This window comes from Neorhizobium fuzhouense (assembly GCF_042611105.1).
GTDB classification, from domain to species: Bacteria; Pseudomonadota; Alphaproteobacteria; order Rhizobiales; family Rhizobiaceae; genus Neorhizobium; species Neorhizobium galegae_A.
On record NZ_JBHFFP010000002.1, the window covers coordinates 241,054 to 258,072 of the forward strand.

Here is a 17,019-nt window from a genome sequence, read left to right on the forward strand (position 1 = left end):
ATAGGTCGAGGTGTCCTTGCACGCCCTGACGGAACCGAAGCGTGAGGCGAATATCAGTGCCGAGAAGGCAGCAAAAAATCAGCCCCTTCTAATCGACAAGTACAGGCCCTGCATTTATATCATGAATGCAGATACATATCGCCTACGCTTCAGAAAGATCCCGAATGACACCCAATTTCCTGCTGATCGACGCGGAGAAGGATTTCGAAGTCCTGAAGGCGGCGGCCTCGCTCGTGCGCGTCCAGATCCTGAAGGCTTTGCACGAGACGGGCGGCCTCAACGTCAACGAGATCGCCGAACGGCTCACCTTGCCGCAGTCGACCGTATCGGCAGGGGTTACCGCGCTGGAAGCGGCGGGATTGCTGCGGACAGAAACCCGCAAGGCACGCAAGGGCAGCCAGAAGATCTGTTTCGCCACCTGCGACGAACTGGTCATTTCCTTTCACAAGCCGGAAAAAGCCATTGATTCCAGCCGGATCACCGTGGCCATGCCGCTCGGTCTCTATACCCAGGCCTCGGTGACCGGCCCCTGCGGCATCTGTTCGCCCGATGGCATCATCGGCCTTCTCGACGTGCCCGACACGTTCATGGATCCGGATCGCATGAAGGCTGCCCTCCTCTGGTTCACCTCCGGCTATGTCGAGTATCAGTTTCCCAACAATGCCAAGATCCAGGGCCGCACCGTCACGGAAATGGAATTTGCGATGGAGGTGAGCTCCGAAGTTCCCGGCACCCACAGCAACTGGCCCTCCGACATCACCCTCTCCGTCAACGGTGTGGAACTCGGCGACTGGACCTCTCCCGGCGACTTCGGCGACAAGCGCGGTGTCTATACGCCGGATTGGTGGAAACTGTCGGGGTCGCAATACGGCATGCTGAAAACCTGGCGGATCACCGAAGAAGGCTCCTTTGTCGACGGCAACCGAATTTCTTCTATCACGCTGAAAGACATAGGTATTTCCGATCACCGCTCGATCCGGCTGCGCATCGAGGTGAAGGCTGGCGCGCGCCATCCGGGCGGGCTCAACATCTTTGGCCGTGGCTTCGGCAATTACGATCAGGATATCCTGCTGCGGCTGCGCACGGCCGGCTGAAACGGAATACCTGTCGCAAAAGTATGATTTCTTGCGTTGACAAGTCCTCTCTCCCTCGCCAATAATATCACAAAATAAAGTTCGTATCCAATTTACTGATACAGAATGTCTCGGGAGGAGACCTCATGAAAACGCGTATTTCCGTCCACCGGGATTTCCGGATTGGGCGCATTGACGATCGCCTGTATTCTGCCTTCATCGAGCACATGGGTCGCGCCATCTATGGCGGCATTTACGAGCCGGGCCACCCGAATGCCGACGCGAACGGTTTTCGCAAGGATGTGCTGCAATTCGTCAAGGACCTGAAGATCCCCGCCATTCGCTATCCCGGCGGCAATTTCGTCTCCGCCTATCGCTGGGAAGACGGGATCGGCCCGCGCGACCAGCGGCCGGTGCGGCTTGATCTCGCCTGGCGCTCCAAGGAAACCAACCAGATCGGCATCAACGAATTCGCCCAATGGGCCGGCATGGCCGGCATCGAGATGATGCTGGCGGTGAACCTTGGCTCGCGCGGCCTGGATGACGCCCGCAATTTCCTCGAATATGTCAACTTCCCCGGCGGCACGACGCTGAGCGACCTGCGCCAGAGCCACGGCGCCAATGCCCATGGCGTCAAGATGTGGTGCCTCGGCAACGAGATGGACGGTCCCTGGCAGATCGGCCACAAGACGGCTGTCGAATATGGCCGCCTTGCCAACGAGACGGCAAAAGCCTTCAAGGGGTTCGACCCCACCATCGAAGCCATCGTCTGCGGTAGTTCCAACGACCGCATGCCGACCTATCCCGAATGGGAACGCGAGGTGCTGGAGGAGTGCTACGAGAATGTCGACCACATCTCGCTGCACAAATATTTCGGCAATACCAGCCACGACACGCTGAACTATTTCGGCAAGATCGAGGAAACCGGCCGCTATATCCAGACGATTGCCGGCGTCATCGACTATGTGAAGGCCAAGAAGCGCGCCAAGAATGATGTCGGCATCTGCTTCGACGAATGGAACGTCTGGTATCACATCCGCGAGGAAGACGGCCGCCGCATCAAGTCCTGGGATTGGCCGGAAGCGCCGGCGCTTTTGGAGGAAACCTACAATTTCGAGGATGCGCTGTTCGTTGCCGGCCTGCTCAACGAATTCATCCGCCGCTCGGACCGGGTGCGCATTGCCTGCATCGCCCAGCTCGTCAACGTCATTGCCCCGATCCGCGCTGAAAAGAACGGCCCGGCCTGGCGCCAGACCATTTACTACCCCTACCAGTTCGCCTCGCTCTATGGCCGCGGCGATGCGCTGAACATCGCGGTCGATTGCCCGACCTATGATTGCGCCACCGCCGATGATGTCAAATATCTCGATGTGGCGGGCGTCCATAATGCCGAAGAGGGCATGGTGACCCTCTTCGTGCTGAACCGCCACCTCACCGAGGCAGCCGACATCGACGTGGCTTTGACCGGTTTTGCCGGCGCCAGCCTGTCGCTCCACATTGCCTATGAGGGCCATGACCTGCGCACCGGCAACGGGCCGGACCAGCCGGACCGCATCGTGCCCGGTCCCGGACAGGGCATCGCCATGCAGGATAGTGCCTTGAGGGGCAAGGTGGCACCGCTCTCCTATCACGTAATCCGCCTCAGCGTTCAGTGAGGCGGCGATGGGTGTCCGTCTGACCAGCGTCGCCAAATCGTTCGGATCCTTCCGGGCGATTGAGGATGTCTCCATGGAGATCCCGACCGGCAGCTTTGCCGTCTTCGTCGGCCCGTCGGGATGCGGAAAATCTACCTTGTTGCGGATGATCGCCGGTCTGGAGGAAACGAGCGGCGGAGAGATTGCGATTGACGGACGTGACGTGACGGCCGTGGAGCCGGCCGAGCGCGAAGTGGCCATGGTGTTCCAGAACTATGCGCTCTACCCGCATCTCACCGTGTTCGAGAACATGGCCTTCAGCCTGAGGCTTGCACGCCGTCCGAAGGACGAGGTCAACGCCCGCGTCGGGGCGGCAGCCCGAATCCTCCAGCTCGAAGAGCATCTGCACAAAAAGCCATCGCAGATGTCGGGCGGCCAGCGCCAGCGCGTCGCCATCGGCCGCGCCATCGTGCGCCAGCCGAAAGTGTTTCTGTTCGACGAGCCGCTCTCCAACCTCGACGCCGAACTGCGCGTGCAGATGCGGCTGGAGCTCACCCGGCTGCACCGGAAACTCGGCGCCACCATGATCTATGTGACGCATGACCAGGTGGAGGCAATGACGCTTGCCGACCACATCTTTGTCATGAAGAACGGCCACCTGCAGCAGGCAGGCCCGCCGCTGGTGCTCTATGACGACCCCGACAACCGCTTCGTTGCGGGCTTCATCGGCTCGCCGGCAATGAATTTTTTGCCCGCCCGCGTCACGGCCCGCGACGGGTCACGCGTCTTTCTGTCGGTGGAGGGGAGCGACCATCCCTTTACGACCGAACTGGCCGCGGCACCGCCCATCGGCGAGACGGTGGAGATCGGCATCCGGCCGGAACACCTGGCGATCGGCCCCGCCCCCGGCCTGCCGGTCACCATCGACGTGGCCGAGGAACTGGGCGACGTTTCCTATCTCTATGCCCGCACGGCCAATGGCCAGGAGCTGGTGGTCCAGCGGCAGGGCTCGCGTGAACGCCTCGATGGAACTACCGTGTTCCTGTCGGCGGATCCGAAACATGTGCTGGTCTTCAATGGTGAAGGCCGGCGGCTGCGCTGAACGCGGGGAGGCGTTTTTCGCAGTGCCTGAAGCGCTTCCGATGGATCGGCGGCGATGACGACAAACCTTGGGAGGAGTAATACGATGCGACTGATCAAGAGCCTGTTCCTCAGCACCGTGCTTGGCCTTGCCGCACTTCCGGCTGCGGCCCAGCAGGATGTCATATGGTGGGATTTTCTCTCCGGCGGCGACGGCGTGCGCATGAAGGCGCTCATCGAAGCCTTCAACAAGGAACACCCCGATATCCGCATCCGCGGCACGACGCTCGAATGGGGCGTTCCCTTCTATACCAAGGTGCGCACCGCCTCTGCCGTCGGCGAAGGTCCCGACATCATGACCTATCACCTGTCGCGCGCAACGCTCGGCATCGAGGAAAAGGTGCTGAGCCCGATCACAGACGAGGATCTTGCCAATGCCGGCCTGAAGAAGGACGATTTCTTCGAGGCGCCGATCAAGGCCGCCACCCATGACGGCAAGCTCTATGCCGTGCCCTTCGATATCCACGCCCTCATTCTCTATTACAATGCCGATCTCCTTAAAGGTTCGCCCTATATCGATGCCAATGGCAAGCTTGCCGGCATCAAGACGCTGGAGGATTTCAACAAGGCGCTCGACTGGCTGAAACAGAAGGGTGTGCCGACGCCCCTCACCTACCAGTCCGGTGGCGATGGCGGTGTCTGGCGCGTCTTCTATACGCTGCTCACGCAACAGGGCGGCGAGTTCGTCACCAATGGCAAGGTGCTGGATGGCGACAATGCCGCCAAGGCCGCCAAGGCCATCGACATCATGAGCGCCTGGCGCGAAAAGGGGCTGACGCCCGAACAGGCGGAATATGAAGCCTCGGTCGCGCTGTTTTCCGCCGGAAAATCCGCCTTTCAGCTGAATGGCGTGTGGGAAGTGCCGACCTTCAAGGATCTGGAGAAGAACGGCAAGCTGGGCTTCAAGTGGGGTGCCGTCGAAGTGCCGCCCTTCATGGGCAAGCGTTCCACCTGGGCCGACTCGCATGCCTTTGCCATTCCCAATGAAGGCGACAAGACGGTTTCCGGCGAAAAGCGCGCGGCCGTCATGAAGGTCATCGGCTGGATGGAAAAGCACGCCATCTCCTGGGCCGATGCCGGCCATATCCCGGCCTACAAGGCGGTGACCGAGGGCGCCGACTACAAGGCGATGGAGCCCAACGCCACCTATGCCACGCTTGCTGAGGCGGCAGCCTTTGATCCGCAGACGCGCATCACCGGCGTTGCCTCGCCCGCCTATGACGCCGCCCTCAACGTGATCGCGCCCGCCATCCAGGGCTATATGAACGGCACCGATGCCGTGGCGCAGATCAAGCTCGAACTTCAGGACAAGCTGAAGTGACGGGCGGCCCTGCGGCTTCCCTTCGCAGCCGCAGGGCCATTTTTCTCTGACGTGCAAGACCACGGCACGGCACACAGGCAGGAGATCCGCGGATGGCGATGATCGAGAACCGGCGCAAGAAATCCCTCGTCGCGCTGACGATGGTGACCCCCTTCCTCGTGACCTTCACGATCTTCTTTCTCTATCCGATGCTGAAGATGATCGAGCTGAGTTTCACCGATGCGCCACTGATCGGGGCCGGCCAGTGGATCGGCTTTGACAATTACGCCAAGCTGCTGAGCGACCGGCTGTTCACCATTTCGCTCAAGAACAATGCCTATTTCGTTGCCCTGACGGTGGTCCCGACGACCGCCATCGCCCTTTTGATCGCGCTTGGCATCAGCCGCCTCTCGGGAGTGCGCCAGACGCTGGTGATGGCGCTGTTCTTCATGCCCTATGTGCTGCCAGTGTCGGTGGTGACGGAAATCTGGGCCTGGATGCTCGATCTGCAGTTCGGCATCCTGCAGCCGCTGATCGCGCTCATCTCCGGAAAGCCCGTGGCCGTGTTCAAGAACCCTTACTGGGTCATGCCGACGGTTGCCGTCGTCACCATCTGGTGGACGAACGGGTTCAACGTGCTGCTGTTTCTCGCCGGCCTGCGCAATGTGCCGGCAGAGCTTTACGAGGCGGCCGCGCTGGACGGCGCCACGACCTGGCAGAAATTTTCGCGTGTCACCTGGCCGCTCCTCTGGCCGGTGACGGCGCTGGTGCTGACGCTGCAGCTCATCCTGCAGTTGAAGATTTTCGACCAGATCTATCTGTTGAGCGGCGGCGGCCCGTTCAATTCGTCCTATGTCCTGCTCTTGAAGGTCTATCGCGAGGCCTTCCAGTCCAACAATGGCGGCTATGCGTCTGCGGTGGCAACCGTGGTCTTCCTGCTGATCGCTGTCATATCCGTCCTGCAATTCCAGCTGCTGCGCATCCGGAGGAACTCATGAGCGACGTTTTGACCGCGCCCCGCAGCCAGACCCGGCGCCCGGCCAAGAGCCTTGCGCGCCGCATCGAAAACATCGTGCTGTCCACCATCACGCTGGTGGCGGCATTGGTCTGGATCTTTCCGCTCTACTGGACGCTGATCACCTCCATCCGGTCGGATGAGAACGTCGCCGGCAATGCCTCGCTCCTGCCTGACGAATTCCGGCTGAACGCCTATGTGAATGCCATTTTCAACACGCGGCTGATGACCTGGTATCTGAACTCCGTCGGCACGGCGGTCATCGTTACGGTGCTTGTGCTGTTTATCTCGATGCTCTGCGCCTACGCGCTGTCGCAGATCCGCTTTCCCGGGCGCGGCCTTCTCTATGGCGTGGTTCTGGCGAGCTTCATGGTGCCGGCGCAGACGCTGGTGGTAACGCAGTTCATCCTGATGAAGGATTTAAACCTCATCAACACCTGGGCCGGCATCATCCTGCCGCAGCTCATCGCCCCGGTCGTCATCATCGTCTACAAGCAGTTCTTCGACAGCGTGCCCAAGGAAATGCGCGAGGCCGTGGTGCTGGATGGCGGCGGCGAATACACCATTCTCTTCAAGGTGTTTCTGCCGCTCAACTGGGGCATCACGACGGCCATGGCAATCGTCACCTTCATCGGCGTGTGGAATGCCTTCTTCTGGCCCTTCCTGGTGGTGACCTCGGAAAACATGATGACGATCCCCGTCGGCATCACCCAGGTGAAGGACGCCTTCGGCGTCGCCTATGCCCGCCTCATGGCCGTCGCCATGCTCGCTGCCCTCCCCGTCATCATCGCCTACATCATTTTTCAGCGCCGCGTGACGGAAGCCATCATGATCTCATCGGGCGTGAAGGGGTGAGGCCGGATCCAGACCCTCAAGGGGTAACCCGCCTCGGCCCGAAGGGGCGCAGCAATAAGCGCATCCACGCCCCTGTCACGAAACTGCTCCATCAGGCGCAATGCCAGGCATTGCGGGGTATCAGTTCGGAATCAGTGACAGCGTCGGATCGGCGACCGCGCTCTTAAAATCCGTTCTGACGGTTGCGCGTTTCAGCGGTGTTGCAGGCGGCTCGCGGTGGTTCAAGCGCTCGATGAAGTCGTCGAAAATGGCGTAACCCTGTGACCAGCGTCCAAAGCCACTGGCGATGTTGATATGGCCGACAGCGCCTAAGGACTTCACGTCGGTGCCCCACAGGGTGGAATGGCGCTGAAGGGAGGCCGGATCCATGTAGGGATCGTTCGCGCTGCCGATGACGAGACTGGGGAAAGGAAGGGGTTCGTCGGGAAACCGGTCCAGGTGGACGGCGCACGGGTGCAACTCCTCCACCTTCTTCATGTCGCAGGGCGCGACCAGAAGCGCGCCCCGGATTTTTCTGGCGTACGGCGACCAGGCAAGGCTGGCCGCCAGAATACAGCCCAGACTGTGCGCGACCAGCACGACGCTGTCCGATGCCGACAGTTCCTCTTCCAGCCTCTCCCGCCACTGGCGCAGGTCGGGACAGGCCCAGTTCTCCTGCTCAAGGACCCGGCAATGCGGCCGCTCCCGGCTCCAAATGCGCTGCCAATGCGCCTCACCCGATCCGTTGAGGCCCGGCAATATAAGCGTATCAACCATGCAGGGGTTTCCCGTTAGATTGCGATTTTGGCATGATACGCCGCCACAACCAGCGACCGAAGAAATCCCCTACCGAATTCCATCAGTTCACTAGATTATTTTATGGCATTCCCGCGCCTGCGTGGTTCGTCGGGTCTGCCCCATGGGGCGATAACACAGCCACCGGTGCTGAAAACGATATTTCCGCCGGCCGCCTGTGGGCAAGGCCAGTTACCGATGGCGCAGGGCGATCCGCCGCCAGCCGGACGCTTCACCTCTGCCTTGTTCAGGATGGAGTTTGATATTCCCAAATACCGTAAAACTTTGGAACACGTGCGCACGCCAAAACGATCAAATTGGTAGAATTTGTGATCTATCAAATTTGGAGGGTCACATGCGTTCTTGGGTTCGATCGGCGTTGAGTGCAATTGCAGGACTGATGGCCGTCGGGTCGGCACAAGCGGCCGATCTGTCCGAGATCAGGATCGACTGGGCAACCTATAACCCGGTCAGCCTGATCCTGAAGGATGACCGCATTCTGGAAAAGGAATTCGAAAAGGACGGCATCAAGGTCACCTGGGTCCAATCAGCGGGATCCAACAAGGCGCTGGAATTCCTCAATGCAGGCTCGCTTGATTTCGGCTCGACCGCCGGGGCCGCCGCACTGATCGGCAAGATCAACGGCAATCCGATCAAGTCCGTCTATGTCTATTCCCGCCCAGAATGGACGGCGCTTGTGACCCGCAAGGATACCGGCATCAGCAAGGTCGAGGATCTGAAGGGCAAGTCGATTGCTGTGACGCGCGGCACCGACCCGCACATCTTTCTCGTACGCGCCCTGGCGGATGCCGGGCTGACGGAAAAGGATGTGTCTCTTGTTCTGCTGCAGCATGCCGATGGCCGGCTTGCGCTGAAGCGTGGCGACGTCGCCGCATGGGCGGGTCTTGACCCGATCATGGCCTCCGCCGAAATCGAGGACGGTGACGTGCTGTTCCACCGCAACGCCGCCAACAACACCTGGGGCGTGCTGAATGTGCGCGAGGAATTCGCCACGGCGCATCCGGACATCGTCCGGCGCGTCATCGGCGCTTACGAGCAGGCCCGCACCGAAGCGATCAAGAACCCGGCAAAGCTGAAGGCAACACTGGTGGCGGCGACCAAGCTGCCGGACACGGTGATTGCCCGCCAGTTGGAGCGCACGGATCTCACCCAGTCGCGCATCGGCGAGCCGCAGCGCAAGACGATCGAGGAAGCAGGCCTCGCCCTTCAGAAGGCGGGCGTCGTCAAGCCTGACGTCGATGTAAAGGGCACAGTCGCGCAACTCATCGATGCGAGCTACACGGCGTCACTCGCCGGACAGTAAGCGGAGAGCCTCGGATGACCCTTCTGGAGGCAAGGCTGGCGCGCCAGCATGTGCGAGGCAGCGCCGGCAGACTGAAGCGCGGCCTGCCTTCCCTGCTCGACCGACCGGTCGCCGGCATCCTTTTTCCCGTGTGCGTTCTTGCTCTTTGGGAATTGCTGGTGGCCTTGGGCCTTGTCGGCGGTCGACTGGTTCCGCCACCGTCCCGCGTGCTCTACACGGTCTATACGCTGGCAGCATCCGGCGAATTGCCGACCCATATCCGTGTGACGCTCGGCCGCGTTCTTGCCGGTTTTGCACTCGGCACGGCTTCGGGAACGCTGCTCGGTGCGGCAACGGGCTATTCAGCAAGGCTTGCCCGACTGTTTGACCCGACACTGCAGGCCCTGCGGGCCATCCCGTCGATCGCCTGGATTCCTCTCTTCATCCTGTGGTTCGGCATCTTCGAAGCGTCGAAAATCACCTTGATCGCGGTTGGCGTGTTCTTTCCGGTCTATCTCGGGGTGTCCGGTGCGCTTGTGAACGTCGACCGGCGCATTGTCGAAGTCGGCCGCATTTTCCGGCTTTCAGGCTTCGAGCTCATCCGGCGCATCCTGCTGCCGGCTGTTCTGCCGGACTATGTTCTGGCGCTGAGGGCAGGCCTCGGCCTCGGCTGGATGTTCGTGGTTGCCGCCGAGTTCATGGGAGCGTCGGAAGGCCTGGGCTATCTGCTGGTCGATGGCCAGCAACTCGGCAAGCCCGACCAGATCGTCGCTTCCATCCTGATCTTCGCCGTCATCGGCAAGGCAACCGATACCGCGCTTATTCTTCTGACGGCGCCTTTCCTGCGCTGGCAGGACAATCATCGCAAGGATCGTCGTGATGCTTGAGATCCGCAACCTGTCAAAGATCTATCCCAACGGGATCCATGCGCTGGATAATTTCAGCCTTGATGTCGGGGTGGGCGAAAGCGTGGCGATCATCGGCGGATCAGGCTGCGGCAAGAGCACGCTCCTGCGACTGCTCAGCGGGTTGGAAACACCAAGCCGAGGTGAGAGCCGCCTTGATGGACGCGTGCTGCGGGAACCTGACGCACAGCTCAACATGGTATTCCAGGAGCCGCGCCTGCTGCCATGGCTGACTGTCGCCGACAATATCGGCTTCGGCCTGCGCCATCTTCCATCCGCAGAACGACGCGCGCGCATCGACAATGTGCTGGAGGCGATCGGACTTGCAAATTATGGCCCGCGCTGGGTCAAGGAGCTTTCGGGCGGCCAGGCACAGCGCGTGGCGCTTGCGCGTGGGCTCGTCACGCGCCCGGCCGTCCTGCTTTTGGACGAACCCTTCTCGGCGCTCGATGCCATGACCCGGACAGAATTGCAGGACCATCTGCTCGGTCTTTGGAACAGCCAGCAGACGACCATGCTGCTGGTCACGCATGACATTGAAGAGGCCGCCGTCATGGCGGACCGGATCATCGTGATGCAGCCTTTTCCGGGCCGGATCTTCGAAGAAGTGCGTGTTGATCTGCCCTACCCGCGCGACCGCACCTCCGGGGAAGTCTCGGACTTGAAAAGGCATCTGTCGAACCTGCTCACACGCTCGCTGAGCGAGGGGCGAAAATTGAACCGCGCATAGCCCCGCCACGGCCAAAAGTCAGTTTTCGCGCCAAACGGCCTCAAGAGAAAGATCCATTCTCTCAAGGTCGCCGCAAATAGAATAGTGATTTTATGGACAATATTGACGATTCTGACGCGGGGAACGACACTGGATACTTCAACGGATGCGGAGGTTTCCAATGCTCTCTTTCTTGCAAACACGACCTCTCCGGCGGATTTTCGGATGGAGGACATCCTATACCGTCACGCCCTTGCCCGTACAGGTCGAGCCGGGCGAACCGAACGGACCGACCACTCTTTCGGACCGTGACCGCGATCAGGCAGCCGAAGTCTCCTTCTGGAGCCTTGCGGCCTTTCCCGTTCTTTGAGGATCTGCCATGGCTTATGTGGTTGAACGCCCGACGCGCACCATCACCTGGCCGAGCCTGCGGCTGAAGGGGCCGATCTACCTCCTCATCGGTCGCTGTGCGCTTGCGGCATCCTTCGCCTTCGTCCTTTTCATGACGCTCGGATTTTAAGGCTGAACGCCATGTTGCGCGCTTGACGCGACCGGAACCGCCAAGCAAGGTCGGCCGCCTCAGAGACAAACCGTTCAAGAAAGCACCATGCCACCCATCTCAGACAAGCCCGTGATTGCCGTGGTCGGCGGTGGTTTCAGTGGCGCCGCTTTCGCGCTTCACTTCGTGCGGCACTATGGGGATGCGGCCCGGATCGTTATCATTGAACCGCGCTCGACGCTCGGCGCCGGTCTTGCCTACAGCACCTCGGATCCGGCTCACCGGATCAACGTGCCGGCCGGGCGCATGTCGCTTTACCCGGACATGCCGGACAGCTTTCAAGCTTTCGTCGAGCGCAGCAAGGAGCAGGACCGGGATCGCAACCTGCTTGCCCCGGATGGCAATCCCTATCCGCGCCGCAGCGTCTTTGGTGACTATGTCGCCGCCGAAATCGCCCCGCTGCTGGCATCCGGCGTTGTCGTTCATCACCGCTCCACCGTGGACAGCATTGCCCGGATTGCCAACCGCTGGCACCTCACGGATGTGCAGGCGGAGAGCATCATCGCGGATGTGGTCGTGATTTCCGCAACGCATCCGTCCCCCGCCATGCCCTCGGCCTTGTCGGCGGTGAAAAACCATCCGAAGCTTATCAGCGACGTCACGGTTGCGGAAGCGCTGGAGCCGGTCGGCCGCGATGACGCTCTGCTGATCATCGGCAATGGCCTCACCTCCGCCGATGTGGTGGCAAGCCTTGCCCAACAGGGCCACCGCGGACCGATCACCTCCATTTCCCGCCGGGGCCTGCGCTCGCGCGGCCATCCGATGAGCATACAAGATCCCTTCGGCGACTTCACCACATCCCCCTCGCGAAAGGCATCCGAGCTTCTTCATCGCATTCGCGCTGCGATCCGGGAGGCGAAGGCGCTGGGCCTTACATGGCACCCGGTGCTGGATGCCGTTCGCACGCAAGGTTTTGCCATCTGGCGTGCGCTCGATATTCCCGCCCGTCGGCGCATTGCCCGGCTGGCGCGGCCGTTCTGGGATGCCCACCGTTTCCGCATCGCGCCGCAGGTCGAGGCCGTCCTGGACGATGCCGTGTCAGCCGGGCGTCTCACAATCCTCGCCGCTTCGCTTGCCAGGGTGGAGGCAAGCCAATCGGGCTTTCGCGTTGAACTCCGGCAGAGGCAACAGGCGACCACCTCCCTTGACGTGGATGCCATCGTCGTCACCACCGGCCCGGCGCACGGGCAGATCCTGCGCTCGCAATCCTTTCTGCAGGAACTGGCGCAAGCCGGGTTCCTCACCGCCTGCGAGACGGGCCTCGGTCTTGCCTGCGATCTCAACGCCAATGCACTGGGTGCCGAAGGTCAGCCCATCAGGGATCTCTTCATTGCAGGACCGCTGGCTCGCGGCACCTTCGGCGAACTGATGGGGCTGCCGCAGGTAACGGAACATGCGCTTCTGGTATCGCAGAAGGTGGCGCACCATCTCGCGTTGCCTGAACTGCCGGGCGCAAAACAACAAACACATGAACCGGACGATGAAAGTGATCGGGCGCCGACCGCGCTCCGGTCCCGTGCCAGATAAGGAAGCCCCTATGACCAGGACCGACAAGCCGCTTGATTTTCTGTGGTTCATCCCCTCCTCCGGCGATGGCGCCTATCTCGGCTCTGACGATCTCAGCCGTCCCTCCGATCCGGGTTATTTCAAGGAAATCGCCCAGACGGTCGACCGCCTTGGCTATTCGGGCGTGCTGATCCCGACGGGTGCTGCCTGCGAGGAATCCTTCATCCTGGCCGCCAATCTCGCGGCCCATACGGAACAGTTGAAGTTCCTGGTCGCCATCCGCCCCGGCGTTGCCTCGCCCGCCTATTATGCCCGCCTTGCCTCCACGCTCGACCGAGTGTCGAATGGCCGGCTTCTGCTCAACATCGTCGTGGGCGGCAGCGCGCAGGAACTGGCCGGTGACGGCATCTTCCTGCCGCATGACGAACGCTACGACCATGCGGACGAATTTTTCCAGGTGTTCAACAAGCTGATCGAAACCGGCAGCGCCAATCTGGATGGCAAATACATCAAGGCGCATGATGCGGAACTGGTTCTGCCGCCGGTTCAGGACCCGCGCCCGCCGATCTATTTCGGCGGCTCCTCCGATGCGGCGATCGACTTCTGCGGCGGGATCATCGACAAGTACCTCACCTGGGGCGAGCCCCCGGCACAGGTGGCCGAGAAGATTGCCAAGGTGCGAAAGGCCGCCGCCGCCCATGGCCGCGAAGTGACCTTCGGCATCCGCCTGCACTTCATCGTCCGCGAAACGGACGAGGAAGCCTGGGAGGCGGCCGACCGGCTGATCTCGAAGCTCTCGGATGACACCATCGCCGCCGCGCAGCAGGTGTTTGCGAAAAACTCCGACTCCGTCGGCCAGGCGCGCATGGTGGCGCTGCATGGCGGGCGTCGCGACAAGCTGGAAGTCTCGCCCAACCTATGGGCTGGCATCGGCCTGATCCGTTCAGGCGCCGGCACGGCACTTGTCGGCTCGCCGCAGACAGTGGCTGAGCGGCTGCGCGAATACCAGGATCTCGGCATCGATACCGTTATCGCCTCCGGCTATCCGCATCTCGAAGAAGCCTACCGGGTGTCCGAGCTGCTGTTCCCCGAAATCGGCCTTGGCGGCCCCCGCAACCAGCTGCGCTCTTCCTTCGGCAAGAAGCAGCTGTTCGGCGGCGGCGGCCATGGCGGCAATGTGCGCGTCGCCTCGGGATCCTGAAGCTGCGCCAATAGCCATTTGCACTGCATCTCGCGGCGGCGCTCCGAAAGGGGCGCCGCCCGTTCCGTTTCAGAGAGGAACACTTATCTTCTTCCACCAGGAAGGGTACATCGCCGACAACGGAAAAAAGCGTGCAAGCCCGGCGGAAAATACAGCCCATTAGTTCACTTTATCTATGGGTTTAAAGGTTTTTATTTCTCCTGCTCCTGCGCAGAGCCCCTATGCTGAACGACACATAAGGACGGGAAACACTATCTCAGGAAGGGGCAAACAATGCTTTTCAAAAAAATCCTCACAGCCGCCGCTGCCATCGGTCTCACGCTTGTGGCAGCCTCCGTGAACGCCGCCGACAAGAAGGTCGTGGTCGGCTATCAGACCGATGCGCTGCCGTCGTCTGTTGCCATCGCCAACGGCGAATTCGCAACAGCCACCGGTTATGACATCGACTTCCGCAAGTTCAATTCGGGTGCTGATGTCTTTGCGGCCATCGCATCCGGTGACGTCCAGGTCGGCTATGTCGGGTCCAGCCCGTTTGCCGCGGCAACGTCCCGCGGACTGGCTGTCAAGGCCTTCTATCTCGCTTCCATCTCCGACATTGATGAAGCGCTTGTCGTCCGCAACGGCTCGGGCATCAATTCGCTGAACGATCTGAAGGGCAAGAAGCTGGCGGCAGCGCCTGTTTCAACAGACCATTACCAGCTCCTGCAGCTCATCAAGTCGCTGGGCCTGACCGAAAAGACCGTTCAGGTTCTTGCCATTCCCCAGCCGGAAATTGTCGCTGCCTTCAATCGCGGCGATATCGACGGCGGCTTTGTGTGGGATCCGGCCCTGACGGAACTGAAGAAAACCGGCAAGGTCCTGATCACCTCGAAGGAAGTGGCGGAAAAGGGGGCTCCAACCTTTTCGGCATGGGTGGTGTCCGACAAGTTCGCCAAGGACAACAGCGCTTTCCTCACCCAGTTTTCGAGCGTAATCAACAAATACTACGCGTCCTTCACGCGGGACAAAACCGCCTGGTCGGCAGAGAGCGACAATGCCAAGGCGCTTGCCAAGCTTCTGGGCGGAACCGCCGAGCAACAGGCCGCGGCATTGAACAACCTCAACCTGCTGACGCCTGAGGCTCAGGCCTCCGAAGCCTGGCTCGGCGGCGGCGAGAAGTCGGGTGCCGCCCAGATCCTGAAGGAAACCTCCCAGTTCCTGAAGGAGCAGGGCAAGATCTCCGAAGTGCTGCCCAGCTACGCGGCCTTCGTGACGCCGGATGCCTTGAAGGCCACGCAGTAAGGTCAATCATCACGGGGCAAATCGCCTGCGCTGATATTTTCATGTCCCGCACAGCAAAGGCTTGCGGGGCATTTTTCGCGAGGAAATGAGATGTTGCGAATAAGCAATGCCAGCGTCTTCTTCGAGGGACGGCAACGCAAGGAAATCCACGCACTGGATCGCGTGAGCCTCGATATCAGCGAAGGTGACTTTGTCGTTGCCCTTGGCGCATCCGGCTGCGGCAAATCCACCCTGCTGAACGCCATTGCCGGCTTCCTGCCGCTGACCGAGGGATCGATTACCCTCAACGGACGTCCGGTCGGTGGGCCCGGTGCGGATCGTGGCGTTGTCTTCCAGAAGGACACGCTGCTGCCCTGGTCGACGGTCATAGACAATGTCGCACTCGGGCTGAAATTCGCAGGTGTCAGCCGCAAGGAACGGCATGAAAAAGCCGCAGAACTGCTGGGCTTGGTGGGGCTTGCCGATTTCGCCCGCAGCTTTCCCCATGAACTCTCCGGCGGCATGCGCCAGCGCGTCGGGATTGCGCGGGCGCTTGCGACCGAACCAGATATTCTGTTGATGGACGAGCCCTTCGGCGCCCTGGACAGCCTGACGCGTGAACAGATGCAGGAATTGCTGATCTCCGTCTGGCATCGCACCGGCAAGCGGATCTTCTTCATCACGCATTCAATCGAAGAGGCTCTCTTCCTCGGCACCAAGGTCATCGTCATGTCTCCGCGCCCAGGCCGCGTCGTGGCGCGCTATGATCTCGATTTTGTGCGTCGATTTATCGAGACGCAGTACGTTCGCTCCATTCACCTCTCGCCGGAATTTGCAAATCTGCGCGAGGAGATCCGCGACATTCTTCATTCCGACCATCATCTTGCAGGTGCCGCCGCATGACCGTTCTCGAACTCAACACCACCGCAGAAAAAGGCACGGTTGCTTCCGCCAAAAAGACGGTACGGCCGATCGGCTTCGGGCTGGAAGGCAGAAGCACGACGGCGATCAGCATCGCCACCGCCATTGCCCTGATCGCGCTCTGGTGGCTTGCCACGGAGCTGAAACTGGTGCCGCGACTTTTTCTTCCCTCGCCCGCGGAAGTGCTTCGTCAGTTCGTGACCATCTTCAATGACGGCTACGCCGGTGCATCTCTTGGCGAGCACGTCGGCGCCAGCCTGTTTCGGATCGGGCTCGCCGCCGCTCTCGCCGTCCTGACCGGCATACCGCTCGGGCTCCTGATGGGGCTCAACCGCTGGGCAAAGGGCGTGCTGGATACGCCCATCGAATTCTACTGGCCACTGCCGCCGCTTTCCTATCTACCGCTCATGATCATCTGGCTCGGCATTGGCGAAACATCCAAGATCTCGCTTCTGTTTCTCGCCATGTTTGCGCCAATCTGCCTGTCCGCACAGGCCGGCGTCCGCTCGGTTTCGGTGGAGCGTGCCAATGCGGCAAAGTCGCTCGGGGCCAAGCCGTGGCAACTCTTCATCCACATCGTCCTCCCAAGCGCCCTGCCGGAAATCCTCACAGGCGTCCGTATTGCGATTGGCGTGGGCTGGGGCACGCTGGTCGCCGCTGAACTGATTGCATCGACGAGAGGCATCGGCTTCCTGATCATGTCGGCGGCACAGTTCCTAGCCACTGACGTGGTCTTCGTAGGCATCGCCATCATTTCGCTCTGCGCCTTCGGCTTCAGCTTTACGCTGAGACTGCTGGAGAAAATCCTGGTGCCCTGGAAAGGCAAGAGCTGAATTCAGATGTGGCCATGATGACTCATAGCTC

16 protein-coding genes are annotated in these 17,019 nt (G+C 61.0%); 15 read left to right on the plus strand and 1 reads right to left on the minus strand.

Annotated elements, in window-relative coordinates:
• Positions 1-164 precede the first annotated feature (164 nt).
• The 6 genes from ACEXP3_RS04920 to ACEXP3_RS04945 all read left to right on the plus strand — a co-directional run bounded on the left by ACEXP3_RS04920 (position 165) and on the right by ACEXP3_RS04945 (position 7,017).
• On the plus strand, positions 165-1,094 hold the full coding sequence (locus tag ACEXP3_RS04920; protein WP_210104531.1) for an ArsR/SmtB family transcription factor: 930 nt from the start codon (positions 165-167) through the stop codon (positions 1,092-1,094).
• A gap of 125 nt (positions 1,095-1,219) precedes the next feature.
• On the plus strand, positions 1,220-2,728 hold the full coding sequence (gene arfA / locus ACEXP3_RS04925; RefSeq protein ID WP_377296268.1) for an arabinosylfuranosidase ArfA: 1,509 nt from the start codon (positions 1,220-1,222) through the stop codon (positions 2,726-2,728).
• Positions 2,729-2,735: 7 nt separating this feature from the next.
• Positions 2,736-3,809 carry an ABC transporter ATP-binding protein gene (locus tag ACEXP3_RS04930; protein ID WP_377296269.1) on the plus strand — a complete coding sequence of 358 codons (1,074 nt, stop codon included), beginning with the start codon at positions 2,736-2,738 and terminating at the stop codon, positions 3,807-3,809.
• An 84-nt stretch (positions 3,810-3,893) separates the two neighbouring features.
• Entirely contained in the window at positions 3,894-5,168 is a 1,275-nt protein-coding gene (locus ACEXP3_RS04935; RefSeq protein ID WP_377296270.1) for an extracellular solute-binding protein, read from the plus strand.
• Between the two features lie 92 nt (positions 5,169-5,260).
• Positions 5,261-6,145: a carbohydrate ABC transporter permease gene (locus tag ACEXP3_RS04940; RefSeq protein WP_210104527.1), complete on the plus strand. Its 885-nt coding sequence runs from the start codon at positions 5,261-5,263 to the stop codon at positions 6,143-6,145.
• The gene (locus ACEXP3_RS04945) at positions 6,142-7,017 is read left to right on the plus strand and encodes a carbohydrate ABC transporter permease (protein WP_210104526.1); all 876 of its coding nucleotides are present in this window, start codon (positions 6,142-6,144) and stop codon (positions 7,015-7,017) included. Before ACEXP3_RS04940 ends, ACEXP3_RS04945 begins: the two co-directional genes overlap by 4 nt.
• Positions 7,018-7,137: 120 nt before the next feature.
• Here ACEXP3_RS04945 and ACEXP3_RS04950 read toward each other — a convergent pair whose 3' ends face one another.
• Complete coding sequence (locus ACEXP3_RS04950; protein WP_377296271.1) at positions 7,138-7,773, minus strand: RBBP9/YdeN family alpha/beta hydrolase; 636 nt, start codon at positions 7,771-7,773, stop codon at positions 7,138-7,140.
• 373 nt (positions 7,774-8,146) lie between these two features.
• Between ACEXP3_RS04950 and ACEXP3_RS04955 the strand changes: the two genes are divergently transcribed.
• The 9 genes from ACEXP3_RS04955 (at position 8,147) to ACEXP3_RS04995 (ending at position 16,988) form a co-directional block, all read left to right on the plus strand.
• The gene (locus tag ACEXP3_RS04955; RefSeq protein WP_377296272.1) at positions 8,147-9,115 is read left to right on the plus strand and encodes an aliphatic sulfonate ABC transporter substrate-binding protein; all 969 of its coding nucleotides are present in this window, start codon (positions 8,147-8,149) and stop codon (positions 9,113-9,115) included.
• A gap of 14 nt (positions 9,116-9,129) precedes the next feature.
• Positions 9,130-9,981 (plus strand): ABC transporter permease, encoded by an 852-nt coding sequence (locus ACEXP3_RS04960; protein ID WP_377296273.1) that lies wholly within the window; start codon positions 9,130-9,132, stop codon positions 9,979-9,981.
• On the plus strand, positions 9,974-10,729 hold the full coding sequence (locus ACEXP3_RS04965; RefSeq protein ID WP_377296274.1) for an ABC transporter ATP-binding protein: 756 nt from the start codon (positions 9,974-9,976) through the stop codon (positions 10,727-10,729). The genes ACEXP3_RS04960 and ACEXP3_RS04965 overlap by 8 nt, the downstream gene beginning before the upstream one ends.
• 358 nt (positions 10,730-11,087) lie before the next feature.
• Positions 11,088-11,228: a hypothetical protein gene (locus ACEXP3_RS04970; RefSeq protein WP_377296275.1), complete on the plus strand. Its 141-nt coding sequence runs from the start codon at positions 11,088-11,090 to the stop codon at positions 11,226-11,228.
• Positions 11,229-11,315: 87 nt separating this feature from the next.
• Complete coding sequence (locus ACEXP3_RS04975) at positions 11,316-12,794, plus strand: FAD/NAD(P)-binding protein (protein ID WP_377296276.1); 1,479 nt, start codon at positions 11,316-11,318, stop codon at positions 12,792-12,794.
• 10 nt (positions 12,795-12,804) lie between these two features.
• Positions 12,805-13,974, plus strand: coding sequence for an FMNH2-dependent alkanesulfonate monooxygenase (ssuD, locus tag ACEXP3_RS04980; protein WP_377296277.1), 1,170 nt, complete (start codon positions 12,805-12,807; stop codon positions 13,972-13,974).
• A 273-nt stretch (positions 13,975-14,247) separates the two neighbouring features.
• A complete protein-coding gene (gene tauA / locus ACEXP3_RS04985) occupies positions 14,248-15,255 on the plus strand; it encodes a taurine ABC transporter substrate-binding protein (RefSeq protein ID WP_377296278.1) in 1,008 nt (335 codons plus the stop codon).
• Positions 15,256-15,345: 90 nt separating this feature from the next.
• On the plus strand, positions 15,346-16,137 hold the full coding sequence (locus ACEXP3_RS04990) for a taurine ABC transporter ATP-binding protein (protein WP_377296279.1): 792 nt from the start codon (positions 15,346-15,348) through the stop codon (positions 16,135-16,137).
• Positions 16,134-16,988 (plus strand): ABC transporter permease subunit, encoded by an 855-nt coding sequence (locus ACEXP3_RS04995; protein ID WP_210104519.1) that lies wholly within the window; start codon positions 16,134-16,136, stop codon positions 16,986-16,988. Before ACEXP3_RS04990 ends, ACEXP3_RS04995 begins: the two co-directional genes overlap by 4 nt.
• Positions 16,989-17,019 lie beyond the last annotated feature (31 nt).

Bases quoted from the DNA above. Each gene is read 5' to 3' on its own strand.
- ACEXP3_RS04975 (WP_377296276.1), top strand. From the start codon at position 11,316: ATGCCACCCATCTCAGACAAGCCCGTGATTGCCGTGGTCGGCGGTGGT.
- ssuD (WP_377296277.1), top strand. From the start codon at position 12,805: ATGACCAGGACCGACAAGCCGCTTGATTTTCTGTGGTTCATCCCCTCC.
- ACEXP3_RS04940 (WP_210104527.1), top strand. From the start codon at position 5,261: ATGGCGATGATCGAGAACCGGCGCAAGAAATCCCTCGTCGCGCTGACG.
- ACEXP3_RS04945 (WP_210104526.1), top strand. From the start codon at position 6,142: ATGAGCGACGTTTTGACCGCGCCCCGCAGCCAGACCCGGCGCCCGGCC.
- ACEXP3_RS04955 (WP_377296272.1), top strand. From the start codon at position 8,147: ATGCGTTCTTGGGTTCGATCGGCGTTGAGTGCAATTGCAGGACTGATG.
- ACEXP3_RS04995 (WP_210104519.1), top strand. From the start codon at position 16,134: ATGACCGTTCTCGAACTCAACACCACCGCAGAAAAAGGCACGGTTGCT.
- ACEXP3_RS04960 (WP_377296273.1), top strand. From the start codon at position 9,130: ATGACCCTTCTGGAGGCAAGGCTGGCGCGCCAGCATGTGCGAGGCAGC.
- ACEXP3_RS04930 (WP_377296269.1), top strand. From the start codon at position 2,736: ATGGGTGTCCGTCTGACCAGCGTCGCCAAATCGTTCGGATCCTTCCGG.
- ACEXP3_RS04990 (WP_377296279.1), top strand. From the start codon at position 15,346: ATGTTGCGAATAAGCAATGCCAGCGTCTTCTTCGAGGGACGGCAACGC.
- ACEXP3_RS04935 (WP_377296270.1), top strand. From the start codon at position 3,894: ATGCGACTGATCAAGAGCCTGTTCCTCAGCACCGTGCTTGGCCTTGCC.
- tauA (WP_377296278.1), top strand. From the start codon at position 14,248: ATGCTTTTCAAAAAAATCCTCACAGCCGCCGCTGCCATCGGTCTCACG.
- ACEXP3_RS04950 (WP_377296271.1), bottom strand. From the start codon at position 7,773: ATGGTTGATACGCTTATATTGCCGGGCCTCAACGGATCGGGTGAGGCG.
- ACEXP3_RS04920 (WP_210104531.1), top strand. From the start codon at position 165: ATGACACCCAATTTCCTGCTGATCGACGCGGAGAAGGATTTCGAAGTC.
- arfA (WP_377296268.1), top strand. From the start codon at position 1,220: ATGAAAACGCGTATTTCCGTCCACCGGGATTTCCGGATTGGGCGCATT.
- ACEXP3_RS04970 (WP_377296275.1), top strand. From the start codon at position 11,088: ATGGCTTATGTGGTTGAACGCCCGACGCGCACCATCACCTGGCCGAGC.
- ACEXP3_RS04965 (WP_377296274.1), top strand. From the start codon at position 9,974: ATGCTTGAGATCCGCAACCTGTCAAAGATCTATCCCAACGGGATCCAT.